Genomic DNA, 14,084 nt, shown 5'->3' with positions numbered 1-14,084 from the left:
CCGGGGCACAGCCGCCGGACCATTTCATGTTCACCGTCAATTGCACGCCCGGAAATCCGGATGTCGTTTCGTTACATCGCCGCGACCTTCTGCGTCGGCCGCATCACGATGTCGGTCACCTCGACCCGGCGCGGCAGCTCGACCACGGAATGCACCATCGCCGCCACGTCCTCGGGCTGCATGAGGGCGTCGGGATCCCAGTCCCGACCCTCCGTCTCGAAGATCCTCCGCTGCATCGCGGTGGCCGTCCGCCCTGGCAGGATCGTGCACACCCGTGGCCCCTTCGGCCCGAGCTCGGCACGCAGGCTGTCCGCGATCGCGCGCAGCGCGTGTTTCGTCGCCGCGTACTGACCGACCGTCGGCCCCGCCGCCAGCCCCTGGGTGGAGTTCACGAAGATGATGTCGCCCAGCGTCCGGGTGAGATCGGGCAGAAGCAGCTGCGTCAGCGCGTAGGGCGCCCGCAGGTTGACGGCGTACTGATCGTCGAGATCCGCGAGGCTCGCGATGCTCATCGGGCCGCTGTGGTAGACGCCGGCTGAATGAACGAGCACGGAGACGTCGCCCAGCATGTCCCGCGCGGTTTCGACCAGCCGCTCCCGACCGGCGGGGTCGGTGATCTCGGTGGCGAAGACGCGCACGTCGAGCTCGTGGCGAGCAGCCTCGGCGGCGAGGCGGGACAACGCGGCGTCGTCCCGCCCGGTCGCCAGGACCGCCGCCCCGGCGGCGGCGAGATCGAGCGCCACCGCATAGCCGATTCCGCTGGAAGCACCGGTCACCACCGCCGCCCGGTCCGCCAGACGGCGCGGGGACGGCGTGTCACCGATGGTCGGCGACCGCACCATGACAGGCAAACAACCCTTACGTTAGTGGAAGGTTCAGCGTGCTCAACCTTACGCCGAATCCGGCACAGTCCGGCCGATCGACCGCCCACGCCACGCAGGGACGACACCCCATCGGTGCCGGAGACATCCCGACAGCCTCCCCGGGGCATCAGGATCGGAGCAGGTCCGCGATCTTCCCGAGGCTCACGATCTCGCCGTCCTCGACCTTGTACAGGTAGACGGTGGGCACCTTGAGCTCGCCGGTCTCCTCGAACGAGACGTCCCGGGTGACGCCCTTCCAGCTGACGTCCGCGAAGGCACGGGCGACCGCCTGGCGGTCCCCGTCGGGGCCGACGGCCCGCAGCGCGCGTACCAGGGCCCTGGTGGCGTCGTACGCCTCACCCGAGTAGACCCCGGGCTGCGCCCCGCCGTTGGCCGTCTCGAAGGAGGCGACGAAGTCCGCCGCGTTCGCGTCCTCGTGGACGTCCGCACAGGCGCAGGAGAAGAACGTTCCCTCGGCGACGTCGGCGCCGGCCCGGGTGACGTACCGCTGGTCCCACGAACCGTCACCCGACATCACTGTGCCGGCGAAGCCCTTGTCCCGCAACGCTTCGGCGAGCCGGGCGAGGTCCGTGTAGTAGCCGGCATAGTAGACCACGTCCGGCGCCTCGGCGATGATCCGCTCGGCCCGGGTGGTGTAGTCCCTGGCCGGGTCGATCCCGTCGTGCGTGACATCGACCCCGTCGGATGTCAGCTCGGCCTCCAGCGCCGTGGACAGCCCGATGCCGTAGTCACCGCGGTCGTCGATCGAGTACACCTTCTTCGCCTCGAGGACCGTGGAGATGTAGTCCGCGGCCGCCCGCCCCTGCACGGTGTCCGGGGCGATCGCCCGGTAGAAGGTGGTGAAGCCCAGATCGGTCAGGGCCGGACCGGTCGCGGACGGGCTCACCGAGAGCAGGCCGGCCTCGCTGTAGAGCGGCTCGCTGACCTCGGCGGTGTCCGTCAGCAGCGGCCCGATCACCGCCACCACGCCGGAGTCCCGGACGAGGCCGCGCGCCGCACCCGGCGCCCGGTCGGGCGAGCCACCGTCATCGACCTCCACGAGCTTCAGCCGGAACGGGACGCTGGCATCGGCGTTCACCTCCGCGACCGCCGTCCGCACCCCGTAGAGGGCGTTGACGCCGAGCTTGCGGTCGTCGCCGGACAGCATGCCCTGAAAGCCGATGGTGATGGTCTTCCTGCCGTCGCCGGGCGAGTCCTCCCGACCGAGCCCACATGCCGCCACGGTCACCGCCGTCACGACGGCGAGCGCGATCGCGCCCATGGCCGGTCGCCTGATCATGTTCTGCGTCGCCTCCGGTTCGCGCCACACCACGAAGTCGCAAAACCCAGTCCTACGCGACGACAGGCCTGTGGACGAGACAACCCGGCCCGTTCAGGCGGTCACCGTGTCCCGTGTCCCGTGCTCCTGGCTCCTGGCTCCTGGCGTGTCCCGGGCTCCGGGCTCCTGGCCGGTCATCCGTCAGCCGTCACCGGGCCCCGGGCGAAATCCCGGGAAGCGGCAATGCGGGCTGCTGCCGAGCAAGATCCGAGGACCGTGGTTGCTGGAACGACCAGAATCCTCAGATCTTCGCGCTGTGGCTACGAGCTGCCGCTGCTACCGAGCAACACCGAGGCCGGGCCGCGGGCAGGGGCGTGGGCGGCGGGACGCTAGGCCTCATCCCGGGGCTCCCAGCCGGGCGGGCTGGTGCCCAGCGAGGCTGGCGCCATCGTCCAGCCCGGCGCCCGGCCGCCGACCGTTCCCGGGGGCGCGACGTAGGAGACCTCACCGAACTCGCTGCGGAGCCGCCGGCAGAAGCCCTCCGCATCGGCTCTGGTCTGGTCCGGCAACGCGAACGTGTCGCGGTGGCCCAGCTCCCGCAGCCACCGCCCCGCCTGGGCGAGCGACGTCCGGACCTGCCAGCTCCCGCCCTCCTCGCCGCGCCGGGCCAGGGCGGCCAGGACGCCGTAGGCGGCGAGATAACCGGCCGCGTGGTCGAGGACCTGGGCGGGCAGGAGCCGCGGGCCGTCGTCGCCACCAGCCCGGCCCTCCGCCATCGCGATGCCCGAAGCGGTCTGGACGAGGCTGTCGAAGCCACGCAGGCCGCTCCACGGGCCGGTACGGCCGTAGGCGCTGATCGTCGCGACCACGACTCCGGGCCGCAGGCGGGCCAACGCGTCCGGGCCGAAACCCAGGCGGTCCAGCGCACGCGGGCGGTAGGCCTGGATGACGACGTCGACGGTCGAGATCAGCTCCCGCAGCCGGCGTGCGTCCGCGGCGACCCGCAGGTTGAGGAACGTGTTCCGCTTCCCGAAGCCGGTGTCGATGAGCAGTGACCGCTCCTCGGGCAGATGCGCGGCGCCGACCCGCAGCACCTCCGCGCCGTAGCCGGCGAGGGTCCGGCCACAGACCGGCCCGGCGACGACCCGGCTCAGGTCCAGCACGCGGATGCCCTCGGCCGGCAGGTCGGCCGGTCGAAGCCGGGTCGGCGCGGCCTCCCCGAACTGCTCGATCTCCAGGACGGGCAGCTCTGCCAGCGCCTTCGCCTGCCGGTGGGACGACCACTCGTCCTCGTCGCGCGCCATCGTGGCGCACATGCCCATCGCCTGCAGCTCCAGCTCGAGCGACTCGGCCTCGAAGCGCGCGACCGCCCGTTCGACCTCGGCCCGGTCGTTCGACACGTCGAGCAGCTCCAGGATCCCGGCCCGATGATGCGGGAAGTTGCAGTGCAGCTCGATCCACCGGTCGTCGGCGGTGCGGTAGTAGCCGGAGATCGGGTCCCAGGGCGTCGGCATGGGCCGGCCATCGACCCGCAGATACCGTTCGCTGCGGAACGCCGCGCAGGCATGCCGGGTATCGATCTCGATCTCCGGTTGGCCCGTCGCATCCACACCCACACCCACACCCGCATCCGGCCAGCACGCGGCGGAACCAGCGGAACCAGCGGAATCGCCGAAACCATTGGAACTATCGGAACCGTCGGAACCACCGATGCCACCGGCGCCGGAATTCCGCGCGACGAGTAACCGGCCGGCGCCCACGGCCGCGGCGGCGACGCTCGCCGTGGCCAGCTCCGTCACCCGGTGCAGACTCGGCAGGACATCCACGGGACCGGTGATGGTCAGCCGGTCCACGACTCCCTGATCGCGGACGAGCGTCGCGACCTGGGCAGCAATCATCGCGTTGTCGGCCATCTCCCCATCCTGTGCAGCGGATCATCAATGCTGCCTGACGCGTAACCGGCCGGACCGCCCGAGTTACCACCACCCCCTGGCCATGTCCCAGAGTGAGGCTTATGTGACGGACAGCATTACACAGCCGTGCCACCACGCGCACGCAACGCTGCTTTCGGGCACGTCGCAGGCCTGGACACCGACACATGGCAGGGAACAGACACCCGACCCGACACCCGGAATCACACGCCGGTGTCACGCACTGTGATCACACGCCCGGCGAGAGGACCACGCGCAGCACACCCACCTCCGCGCCCCCGCCGAACATCTTCGGCGTACCGAGCTCCTCGACGCGAGCCAGATCGGAGTCGGGGTCGGCGGCGAACGCACCGAGATACCGCAACGCGGCGATCAGCACCGGCATCGCGGCACGCTGAGAACCATCCTCGATCTTGACGGCGGCCGCGAACCCTGCCGACGTCGCGGCGACGGACACGCCTTCCGCACCGTCCTTCGCGATCAGCGACGGCACCGCGAGCATCAGCTCGGTGTCCGGGCGCCCGGGCCCGCCGACGCGGGCGGGGAAGGCGCGCATCGCCGCCGCGACCCGCCGCCTCGGCGACGCCGTTCCCGCGGGCCCCGCCGACCCGGCCGACCCGGCCGCCGCGAGCGCGAGCTCACGCATCCCTCGGACGAGGCCGAGCAACGGAACGCCGAACAGCGGTGCGCCACAGCCGTCGACGGCGGGAGCCGTCACCGGGCCGCCGACAAGCTCCTCGATCGCGACTCGGATCCGCTGCTGCAGCGGGTGGTCCGGCTCGAGGTAGCCGCTCACCGGCCAGCCGGACCCCACACAGCAGGCGATCATGCCTGCGTGCTTGCCCGAGCAGTTCATCAGTAGTCGTTCGGGGCTTCCCCCGGCGGCGAGGTGCCGCTCGTGGGCAAGACGCCCAAGCGGAAGGTCCGGCGGGCAGGCCAGGTCGCTCGGCCCCCGCCCGGCCGCCGCCAGCACGGCGCGCACGGCCGCCACCTGCTCGGGCTCACCGCTGTGCGACGAGGCCACGATCGCGAGCAGCTCCGGCGGGATGCCGCCCACGGCGCCGCTCCCACCTCCGGGCCCGCCCCGCACAGCCGGCCCGCCCGGCACAGCCGGCCCGCCCGGCGTCGCCCCGAAGACCACGTCGAGCCCGGCCGTCAGCATGCCCACGGCCTGCATCGGCTTGACCGTGGAGCGCGGCGAGATCACCGCGCTCGGGTCGCCGGCGGCCAGCAGCACGGCGCCAGTGGGGTCAAGCCCCACGACGGTTCCCCTGATCCGGCTCTCGACCAGCACGTCGAGGCCGGGCGCGCGGCCCCGCAGGATCTCGGCGACGACAGGTGGCGCCGCACCGTCGGACCTGCCAGCCACGTACCCCTCCGGGCGATCCTGTTCCGGCGCGGGCTGCCCGGCTCCGCACCGCTCTGGCGCGCGCTGCTCCGACACGCTCGCCTCGGACATCCTCATGATCGCGGAGCCGCGCCGACGTGAACGCGGCCGTCAACACCCTCCGGGCCGGGCTGGCCCGTCAGACCGCGCACGCGGCCTGAGAAGCCGGCGGCCTCAGCCGTCGGAGTAGTCACGGGCTCAGGCTACGCGGGACCGTGGCCGCGGCAACCAGTGAGTTGCCTTTTCCAACCCATAGGTCCAGACTGGCCTACATAGTGAGTTCAATTTTCGGACTCACTCGGGAGAAGGAGTCTTCCATGCGTGACGCCGTCATCGTCGAAGCGGTACGGACCCCGATCGGGCGCGGGCGGGCCACCGGCAGCCTTGCCCCGGTCCACCCCATCGACCTGCTGGCCCACAGCATCTCCGCGGTGGTCGAGCGGGCCGGCATCGATCCCACGCACATTGACGACGTGATCGCCGGCTGTGTCACCCAGACCGGCGAGCAGTCCGCGAACATCGCGCGCTGGGCCGGGCTCGCGGCCGGCCTGCCCGAATCCGTGCCGGCCACCACCGTCGACCGGCAGTGCGGCTCGTCCCAGCAGGCCGTGCACTTCGCCGCGCAGGGCGTGATCGCCGGTGCGTACGACATGGTGGTGGCGTGCGGAGTGGAGTCGATGGGCCGAGTGCCGATGGGCTCGGCGACCCAGCCCGGCGACAGCCGCGGCGTCCGCATCAACGAGCGCTACCCCGCCGGGCTGGTGCCGCAGGGCATCAGCGCGGAGCTCATCGGCGCGCGGCGCGGCACTCCTCGCGCGCAGCTGGACGAGTTCGCGCTCGCCAGCCACCAGCGGGCCTTCGCCGCCACCCGGGAAGGGCTTCTCACCCCCGAGATCGCGCCGGTGAAGGTCACCCAGGCGGACGGATCGGTCGTCGAGGTCTCCGCCGACGAGGGGATCCGTCCGTCGACGAGCATGGAGGCGCTCGCCGGGCTTCGTCCCGCCTACTACGACGAGGCGGCCGCGGCGCGTTTCCCGGAGATCGGCTGGAACGTGACGGCGGGCAACGCCTCACAGATCAGCGACGGCTCCGCGGCGCTGCTGATCACCACCTCGGAACGGGCCCGCGAGCTGGGGCTGCGCCCGCGAGCCCGGCTGCACAGCTTCGTCGTCGTCGGCGACGACCCGTTCCTGATGCTGCGCGGGGTCATCCCGGCGACGCGCCGGGTGCTGGAACGCTCCGGGCTGCGGCTCGACGACATCGACCTGTTCGAGGTGAACGAGGCGTTCGCCACCGTCGTCCTGGACTGGCGAGCCGAGATCGGCGCCCCGGCCGAGCGGGTCAACACACGGGGAGGTGCGATCGCACTCGGCCACCCGCTCGGCGCCAGCGGCGCCCGGATCATGACGACCCTGGTGCACGCCCTGGAGCAGACCGGTGGGCGCTACGGGCTGCAGACCATGTGCGAGGCGGGCGGACTCGCGAACGCGACGATTCTCGAGCGCCTGTGACCCTCATCAGTCGGACTCTCAGGCGCCTGTGACTCTCCAGGCGCCTGAGGTTCTCCAGGCGCCTGTGGCTCTCAGGCGGATGTGAGGATTCTGGACTGGCCGGGCTGGGTGACTCCGCCCCCGCGGCACCCGGCACCGGCCTATCCTTGCTCTGTGCCCGCCTACGAGTACCGATGCCGTGTCTGTGACGCTTCCTTCGAGGTGCGTCGCGGTATCCACGCTGACACGACTGCCCCGGCGCTGTGCCCCGCGGGCCATCAGGAGACCTCCCGGGTCTTCTCCGCGGTCGCGGTGAGCCGCGGCGCGTCAGCGCCCGCGATGGCGAGCGCGCCCGCACCGGCCAGTGGTGGTGGTGGCGCCTGCTGCGGCGGAGGCTGCTGCGGCTGAGATCGCCGCCGCTCGAAGCTCATGGGATTTTGGTCGTCCCGACGACCACGATCCTCAACTCTTGCCCGGCAGCAACGCCAACCGGAAGCTCGTGCTTCCCGCGATGGACACGCGGCCGGCTACCGAGCCTGGTCGGCGCCGTTCTGCGGGGTCATCGAGGCCACGTCGCCAATCGGCTGACCAGCCCGGCAGGACCGGATGCGCGAAACACGGATCAAGGCTGTCGACCCTGCCGGGAACCTCGTGAGCCTCCTTCGCCGCGCCGCCCTGCAGACTCCCGGTGCTCGGCAGACTTCGTGGCTGACCCCGCTGGCTTCGTGGCTGCTGACGGCTTGGTGGGGTGGGTGGGCGTCGGAGCCTGACCCGGGGCACGCCGCCGTGAGGCCCGGTTACGGGTCCCCACGTCGACCTGCCGCTCGCGCTGACCGCCGGCCGCGGCCGCACGCTCGGCGATGAGCCGCCGGGTGATGATCTGCATGGTCTCCACCCGCTCGGCCTCGTCGAGACCGCCAGCCAGCGTCACCAGCAGGTCCGAGGATCCCGGTCCACACGCACCGTCCAAGGTCCCAGCCATGCCGGTTCCCTACCCATCTTCTGGGTCGGGCACGCCTGGCTGGGCCGGCCGCGGGCGTGTCCCGCTCCCTCGCCCGCTCCGGCGAGCGGTCCGGACGCCGGCCAGACGCTGGGTGAGCATCCGTGCCTCGTGCCTCGTCTCGGCGACGGCAGCCCTGGCTCCGCGACGCAGCTGCTCGGTCGGTATCTGCCAGTCGATGCCCGGCCGACCGAGCACAAGACCAGTCGCGGCGATCAGGACCCAGAAGCCGAGGACAGCGCCCGCGGCGAACAGGTCCAGTGCTCCCAGCAGGGCCGAACAGCCGAGCAGCACAGCCGCTCCGACCAGCGCGAACACCACCGGATGCCGGGCCACCCACCTGGAGCAGGAACGGGAGCGGGAGCCGGCGCGCCCGACGGGGCGACGGCGTGCCGTCCCCGCGCCGCGCCCCCGACCGGCGCGCCCCCGACCGGGATGTACCGCGATCGGGCTCGGCGGCTGCGGACCGGTGCGGGGACCGGTCGCGGTACGCCCCGACTTCGCGAGCCTCCCGGATCCCGATGACGCGTATCCCGCGGATCCCGCGGATCCCGCGGACGCCGCGGAGCCCGCCGAAGTCTTGGATCTCGCGGACGCCCCGGCCTTCGCGGGGCGTCGCCGGGGGCTCGGCTGTCGTTCCAGGACAGGACCATCCATGCCAGGCCTGTGCCCAGCGTGAGGGCCGTATACCAGCCTTCCTGGCAACCTCGGCGGTCTTTCACCCACGTCGTCTCTCACCCAGGTCGCAGGTTTGGATCAGCAGCGGGAAGGTCCGGGCCTCAGTAGCGCCGGGACTCCACGTGCGCGTCAGCCCGCAGCGCACGCCAGAGCTGCCCCAGCGACGTGAACTGGATCCCTTCGGGCGCGCCACCGACCTCGTCGACCACCCGGTCGGGCGCGTGCTGGTGGCGCAGGTGGTCCATCACCTCGTTGCGTTCGGCGGGGAAGACGGCTCGGCCCAGCCACCGGGCCAGCTCGGAGCGTTCCTCCACGTCCGCCGAGGTCATGCCGGGCGGGGCACTGCCGAGGACGCCCGCACCGTCCGGACGGGCGGCCAGCGCCGAGGTGTCCTCCGCCGGCGGCTCCGGCGACCTCCACTCGTCGACACGGGTGTCCCGACGCGCGCGGACGAAGCCTGCGACCTCGTGCGCCAGCACCTCGTCGCGCACAGCTCCGTGCTTGGCACTGCCCCGATCCATCGACATGAGCACGCCCCTTCTCGTCTGGTGTCCTGGGCGTACCCGCATCAGCCGGTCATGCTCACCTCGAACGCCACAGATTCGTAGTCGAACTGGCCCGTTCGGGTGACGACACGGGCCGCCGACCGGCCGTAGGCCGCTCCGTGGCGTGGTCCGTCGCGACGGGGGCGGTCCCCTGCGGAGCGCAGGCTGCCTCGTCGACCTCGTACAGTGCGAAGGCCCGGCCGATCACCGGTCTGGCGACGTTGCGGACGGGGACTCCCCCGGCCGTGCGCCCCTTCTCGGTGCCCGCGTGGGCGTGCCCGTGCAGCGCGAGATGGGCTCGGCCGGCGTCGACCGCCTCCGCCAGGTGGTAGCTGCCGAGAAACGGGAAGATCTCCGGACGCTCCCCGGCGAGGGTGTCGGGCACCGGCGAGTAGTGCGTCAGCGCGATGCGCACGTCGCAGTCGAGGTCGTCGAGGGCGGTGCGCAGACCGGCGCTGACCTCCTTGGAGTGGCGGATGAACGTCTTCATCAGCGGCTCGCCGAAGTCACTTCCGCTGGCCCCGGCGAAACCGCCACCGAAACCCTTGGTTCCGGCCACCCCCAGGCGCACGGCACCGACCGGCAGCACCGTCCCGGTGCCCTCCAGCGTCCGCACCCCGGCCTCGGCCAGCACCGAGACGATCTGGTCCGGATGATCATCGTGGTAGTCGTGGTTGCCGAGCACCGCGATCACCGGCACCTCGGCGCCGACGAGCTCCCCCGCCACCACCTCCGCCTCCGCCACCGACCCGTGCTGGGTGAGATCACCCGCGACGAGCAGCACGTCCGCGAGGTCGCCGACCCCGGCCATGCAGGGTGCGAAGGTGCCCGGGGAGTCCGTGCCCAGATGGATGTCACCGACGGCGGCGATCCTGATCATGACACGCTCTCCACGCTTCTCACGATCTCCGCGGTCGGTGGCAGCTCCCGGTGCGAGACGGTGACCTCGTTGCGGATCGGCCGGTCGGGGACCAGCTCCGCCACCACCGCGTCCAGCATGTGCCGGCGGGCCTCCGTCGCGACCTCGCCTCGCACGGTCACCCCCGCCGGACCCACGGTCACCTCCAGCCCGAGCTCGGCCACCCGCGGGTCCTCGGCGAGGCGCTCATGCAGATCACCGGCGAGGTACTCCGCGGGTTCGGTGACGTCCAGCCCCGCCGGAGGCACGGGCCCTCCGACGGGTGGCGGAATGAGCTTCAGGCGGGTCGCGATGAGCAACGCGGCCTCGGCGAACGGGGAGTCTGCGGTGGCCCGCCGAACCTGGGCCCAGTCGACCTGTTCCCGCATCGCGCGAATCATCGGAAGTACCCGGCCGAGATCGCAGTATCGCTCGTCCAACGCGAGCAGGGTCATCTCGAACCAGTCGGTCGCATCGAGGACGGGCATCCGGACCGAATCGACGGACAGGTCACGCGAGCGCGCGAGCATCTCGTCGGTCACCGCCCGGCCGACCGGGTGGTGAATGAGATCGACCAGGACGTCACCGTCGTAGACCTTTGTCAGCCAGTCCTCAGGTGGGTCCACTGGACGCAGCCCCGCCGAGCGCAGGACGTCCACGGCTGCGGGGACGTCGGACTCACGGAGCATGAAGTCGACGTCGTGGACCGGCTCCGGACCACCACGGGCCCAGCAGGCATAGCTGCCGCCGAGCGCGAAGGGGATCTCGGCCTCCTTCAGCGTCACGGCGACCCGTTTGAGGCTTTCCCGTAGCCCTCGTGGTGCATCATCCATGACCATCGGGGTACCCGCGCCGATGTCGGTGACTCCCCGAACGCCGCATCCGTGTCGGGCGCCCCGCATCATGCCCCGGCGGGACACATCATCGCTAATTCGGACACAAGGTGCCGACCGCACCTCAGTGACACACGCAGCCCTATGGTCGTGTTCACGACACGTAAGCACACGGTCTTCCGCCGGGCGCATCCGCACGAGCATGGCACTGATTCCAGCCGGCAGGTGGTTCCACGAGTACCACCGGTAAGCCATCGCCGCCCTGCGCGCCAAGTGCGTCACCCGGAGCGGAGACGAAGAAGTCCTACGTGTTGTTCCCCCGTGGGACCACCGTGACGCACGCATCCCGCCCTTCGGGGACTCTATGCACCGCATCGGAGTCGCCGGTCGAAATTTCATGACATAGGTCTGGCTGACATATCTGGTGGGACGCTTGTGGCCCAGGCGGTGGATCACCTCCCGGGCGACCCGCCGCCCGAGCCCTGCCGCACGTCAACGGCCCGCACGGGCTACGCCGAACACGTCACGCTCCCACCCTCGAGCCGGCAAAATGGAACCGCCGGGCACACCTCAAGCCGGCCGTGATGACATGTCGGGCACGCCCCACCGGCAGGCACTGGATGCCCGTGCAGATCCGCGGCACGCCGACCGGTGACCATCCACCGGATATCTTTGGAACGAACAGCGCGGTTTGGAACATGCCGGATGAGTTACCCGTTCCGTGGGGTCATCCCCGTGCGATTCCTCCGGCTTGCCGGCAACGGGCGTAGAGATGCGAGATGATGACCAACGCGAAGCCCCATGCCGTCGGGCGCGCGAACGTCCCAACCCATCCCAGCCCGACATCCCTGAATGGAACGAAGCCCTGACCCCGCCCGCGTCATCTGCCTATGTGACCATTGAGACCCGTGAGGACGCCGTGAACCAGCGCTACCCGGGACCGAGACGGCCGGCCGAGGAGACCGACCCCGGCCGCGCACGGCCCGTAGCTGACCTGTCGACACACCCCGGACAGCTCGCCCGCCGTCTGCAGCAGGTCACATATCAACTCTGGACAGCTGTCGTGTCCACCGAGACGACCCCACCGCAGTTCGTCGTTCTCAACAGCCTGCTCGCCGACCCCGACATCGACCAGCGCACGCTGGGCGAACGGGCGTCACTTGATCGTTCCACCGTCGCCGACGTCGTCGCCCGCCTGGTGCAGCGGGGGCTGATCCGCCGCGTTCGCGACCCGCGCGACGGCCGTCGCAACGTCCTGCGCCTGACGCAGCGCGGCGAGGCCACCCACAGCCAGGTCGCGAGCCGGGTGGAGCGGATGAACGACCTCCTGCTCTCCCCCCTGAACACGGACGAGCGCGCCGCGCTGCGTTCCATGCTGACGCGGATCATCGAATCCGTCCCCGCGATCTCGGCGGCAGAGGGCACCGCCGCGGTCTGAGCCGGGTCGGCCTCACCGCCAGAAGAGCAACCACTCGAAGTAGTGAGGCCGACACCCGCCACCGGGCGCCCTGCCCCAGGATCGCTCTGGCACCCAGGATCGCTCTGGCACCCAGGATCGCTCTGGCACCCACGCCCGCGCCCACGCAGCGCACCCGACCGGTCACACCCGACGAGCCACACCCGCACCGCCTCGCACCGGGCCGATGGGGCCTCCTGCGCGCAAGCTGTCGAATCTGCGGCGAAGTAACGCTAGCGTCTGCAGCATCCGACCAGACCAGTGCTGACAATCGCCACTGGTCCTTACGCCCAGGAGAGGAAGGTCCCGTGACCTCGCCCGACACCGCGGCGCTCGTTCTCAGAGTCGTCGTCGGCCTCACGATCGTCGCGCACGGCTACAACCACCTCTTCGGGCCGGGCGGCGTGAAGGGCACCGCGGGATGGTTCTCCAGCATGGGTCTGCAGCCGGGCATCGTGCATGCCTGGACGTCCGGCCTGCTGGAGCTCGCCGCCGGGTTCGGCCTCGCCTTCGGGTTCCTGACCCCGTTCTCCGCGGGCGCGATCATCGGGACCATGGTCGTGGCCGGCATCACCGCGCACCGCACGAACGGCTTCTTCATCTTCAAGCCGGGGCAGGGCTACGAGTACGTCCTGATGATCGCGGTGGTGTGCGCCGGCATCGCCATCCTCGGGCCGGGCAAGGCCTCGCTCGACAACGTCATCGGGATCGAGGACCTCAACGGCTGGGCGGGTGGGCTCATCGCCGTCCTGCTGGGTGTCCTCGGCTCGGCCGGACTGCTGGCAACCTGCTGGCGGCCCGGCAAGCCGGCCTCGTCGACCTCGTCCTGAGCCGAGTCGACCTCGTCCTGAGCCGACCCGTCGGAAGCCGGCCCTTTTCTGGCCCGGCTTCCGACCCGGCGCTTTTCTGAGCGGGCTCCTTCGGTGAGCCGCCGCCGGTCGCGGGTGCGCACCCACCGGCGGCAGCCCGCCCAGGAAACTCCCTGGGCCGGAACTTCCCTAGGCCGGAACTCCGGCCGCCCGGCGGCGGCCAGCCCTGGTCCTGCGCGGATCCGGGCTCGCCGCGTCCGGGAAGCGGCGCAGGTACTCGCGCTCCAGTTCCAGCATGCGCTGCGTGTGCGTTTCGAACGCGTCCTCGCTGCCGGTGAGAAACGTGTCATGCCTGGTCAGGTGCAGATGACGCACTTCGCGGACGAGATCGGCGTCGGTCAGTTCGGGCGCGGGGATTCCCTCGGGGCGATGGCTCATGAAGCACCAGTACCCGCGTCGGTCGTGGGAAAGCCCAGGCGGAAAAGCCGGCCGGACACCAGCCCGGGAATGAGATCCGGGCCGGGCGGCGGTGGCACCGGATCCGGCACCGGACCGGGCGGCACCGGATCGGGGTCGGGCCCGGGCAGCACCGGATCCGGACCCGGCCCGGGAGGTGCCGGATCAGGCCCCGGGCCCGGCGGCACCGGGTCGGGCAGTGGCCCGGGTGGAATGGGATCGGGCCCCGGGCCGGGCGGCCTGACTGCGCGCCGAGGTTCCGTTTCCGCCGAGATCGCGATGTGCATGGCTGAAACCTCCCTAGGATCGCCGACGCTGCGCGACGACGTCCCGCGACGAGGTGATCTCCCTTGGTCGCGTACCCAGTCGAACGGGTCGCACACCCGGCCCGCCGAACCACTCACGGAAGAGCGTCGCTACGATTCCCGGAAGACCTGGGTCATCTCCGGACATCACGCC

14 protein-coding genes are annotated in these 14,084 nt (G+C 71.2%); 4 read left to right on the top strand and 10 right to left on the bottom strand.

From position 1 onward, the window contains the following. Positions 1–71: 71 nt before the first annotated feature. The 4 genes from FREUN1FDRAFT_RS10460 to FREUN1FDRAFT_RS10445 form a co-directional block, all read right to left on the bottom strand. Positions 72–842, bottom strand: a complete 771-nt coding sequence (locus tag FREUN1FDRAFT_RS10460; RefSeq protein ID WP_006539995.1) for an SDR family oxidoreductase — start codon at positions 840–842, stop codon at positions 72–74. Positions 843–990: 148 nt separating this feature from the next. Continuing rightward, positions 991–2,163: a branched-chain amino acid ABC transporter substrate-binding protein gene (locus FREUN1FDRAFT_RS10455; RefSeq protein WP_006539994.1), complete on the bottom strand. Its 1,173-nt coding sequence runs from the start codon at positions 2,161–2,163 to the stop codon at positions 991–993. A gap of 368 nt (positions 2,164–2,531) precedes the next feature. Beyond that, complete coding sequence (locus FREUN1FDRAFT_RS10450; protein WP_006539993.1) at positions 2,532–4,055, bottom strand: CoA transferase; 1,524 nt, start codon at positions 4,053–4,055, stop codon at positions 2,532–2,534. Positions 4,056–4,302: 247 nt separating this feature from the next. Beyond that, complete coding sequence (locus FREUN1FDRAFT_RS10445; protein ID WP_006539992.1) at positions 4,303–5,442, bottom strand: asparaginase; 1,140 nt, start codon at positions 5,440–5,442, stop codon at positions 4,303–4,305. A 335-nt stretch (positions 5,443–5,777) separates the two neighbouring features. Between FREUN1FDRAFT_RS10445 and FREUN1FDRAFT_RS10440 the strand changes: the two genes are divergently transcribed. After that, positions 5,778–6,971 carry a thiolase family protein gene (locus FREUN1FDRAFT_RS10440; protein WP_006539991.1) on the top strand — a complete coding sequence of 398 codons (1,194 nt, stop codon included), beginning with the start codon at positions 5,778–5,780 and terminating at the stop codon, positions 6,969–6,971. Positions 6,972–7,124: 153 nt separating this feature from the next. Continuing rightward, entirely contained in the window at positions 7,125–7,358 is a 234-nt protein-coding gene (locus FREUN1FDRAFT_RS41315; protein WP_083828645.1) for a zinc ribbon domain-containing protein, read from the top strand. A gap of 214 nt (positions 7,359–7,572) precedes the next feature. On the opposite strand, the gene FREUN1FDRAFT_RS45060 is transcribed toward FREUN1FDRAFT_RS41315, so the two are convergent. The 5 genes from FREUN1FDRAFT_RS45060 to FREUN1FDRAFT_RS10420 form a co-directional block, all read right to left on the bottom strand. Next, positions 7,573–7,932 carry a hypothetical protein gene (locus FREUN1FDRAFT_RS45060; RefSeq protein WP_198144293.1) on the bottom strand — a complete coding sequence of 120 codons (360 nt, stop codon included), beginning with the start codon at positions 7,930–7,932 and terminating at the stop codon, positions 7,573–7,575. 9 nt (positions 7,933–7,941) lie between these two features. After that, positions 7,942–8,268, bottom strand: a complete 327-nt coding sequence (locus FREUN1FDRAFT_RS10435; RefSeq protein WP_157474601.1) for a hypothetical protein — start codon at positions 8,266–8,268, stop codon at positions 7,942–7,944. A gap of 461 nt (positions 8,269–8,729) precedes the next feature. Beyond that, positions 8,730–9,155, bottom strand: a complete 426-nt coding sequence (locus FREUN1FDRAFT_RS10430) for a DUF2795 domain-containing protein (protein WP_006539989.1) — start codon at positions 9,153–9,155, stop codon at positions 8,730–8,732. Between the two features lie 55 nt (positions 9,156–9,210). Further along, entirely contained in the window at positions 9,211–10,053 is an 843-nt protein-coding gene (locus FREUN1FDRAFT_RS10425) for a metallophosphoesterase (protein WP_006539988.1), read from the bottom strand. Next, positions 10,050–10,856 carry a phospholipid-binding protein gene (locus tag FREUN1FDRAFT_RS10420; RefSeq protein WP_369809784.1) on the bottom strand — a complete coding sequence of 269 codons (807 nt, stop codon included), beginning with the start codon at positions 10,854–10,856 and terminating at the stop codon, positions 10,050–10,052. Before FREUN1FDRAFT_RS10420 ends, FREUN1FDRAFT_RS10425 begins: the two co-directional genes overlap by 4 nt. A gap of 940 nt (positions 10,857–11,796) precedes the next feature. Here FREUN1FDRAFT_RS10420 and FREUN1FDRAFT_RS10415 point away from each other — a divergent pair. Together FREUN1FDRAFT_RS10415 and FREUN1FDRAFT_RS10410 are read left to right on the top strand one after the other, a co-directional pair. Continuing rightward, complete coding sequence (locus FREUN1FDRAFT_RS10415; RefSeq protein WP_198144292.1) at positions 11,797–12,342, top strand: MarR family winged helix-turn-helix transcriptional regulator; 546 nt, start codon at positions 11,797–11,799, stop codon at positions 12,340–12,342. Between the two features lie 326 nt (positions 12,343–12,668). Further along, positions 12,669–13,190 carry a DoxX family protein gene (locus FREUN1FDRAFT_RS10410; protein ID WP_006539985.1) on the top strand — a complete coding sequence of 174 codons (522 nt, stop codon included), beginning with the start codon at positions 12,669–12,671 and terminating at the stop codon, positions 13,188–13,190. Positions 13,191–13,358: 168 nt separating this feature from the next. On the opposite strand, the gene FREUN1FDRAFT_RS10405 is transcribed toward FREUN1FDRAFT_RS10410, so the two are convergent. After that, on the bottom strand, positions 13,359–13,607 hold the full coding sequence (locus FREUN1FDRAFT_RS10405) for a DUF6158 family protein (RefSeq protein ID WP_006539984.1): 249 nt from the start codon (positions 13,605–13,607) through the stop codon (positions 13,359–13,361). Positions 13,608–14,084: the final 477 nt, after the last annotated feature.

Source organism: Parafrankia sp. EUN1f (assembly GCF_000177675.1).
In the GTDB taxonomy this organism is placed as follows: domain Bacteria; phylum Actinomycetota; class Actinomycetes; order Frankiales; family Frankiaceae; genus Parafrankia.
The sequence above is the reverse complement of the archived record's forward strand: the minus strand, read 5'-3'. Positions and strand labels throughout refer to the sequence as shown.

Coding starts and splice junctions, on each gene's coding strand:
- FREUN1FDRAFT_RS10460 (WP_006539995.1), bottom strand. CDS start 842: ATGGTGCGGTCGCCGACCATCGGTGACACGCCGTCCCCGCGCCGTCTG.
- FREUN1FDRAFT_RS10455 (WP_006539994.1), bottom strand. CDS start 2,163: ATGATCAGGCGACCGGCCATGGGCGCGATCGCGCTCGCCGTCGTGACG.
- FREUN1FDRAFT_RS10450 (WP_006539993.1), bottom strand. CDS start 4,055: ATGGCCGACAACGCGATGATTGCTGCCCAGGTCGCGACGCTCGTCCGC.
- FREUN1FDRAFT_RS10440 (WP_006539991.1), top strand. CDS start 5,778: ATGCGTGACGCCGTCATCGTCGAAGCGGTACGGACCCCGATCGGGCGC.
- FREUN1FDRAFT_RS45060 (WP_198144293.1), bottom strand. CDS start 7,932: ATGGCTGGGACCTTGGACGGTGCGTGTGGACCGGGATCCTCGGACCTG.
- FREUN1FDRAFT_RS10430 (WP_006539989.1), bottom strand. CDS start 9,155: ATGTCGATGGATCGGGGCAGTGCCAAGCACGGAGCTGTGCGCGACGAG.
- FREUN1FDRAFT_RS10425 (WP_006539988.1), bottom strand. CDS start 10,053: ATGATCAGGATCGCCGCCGTCGGTGACATCCATCTGGGCACGGACTCC.
- FREUN1FDRAFT_RS10405 (WP_006539984.1), bottom strand. CDS start 13,607: ATGAGCCATCGCCCCGAGGGAATCCCCGCGCCCGAACTGACCGACGCC.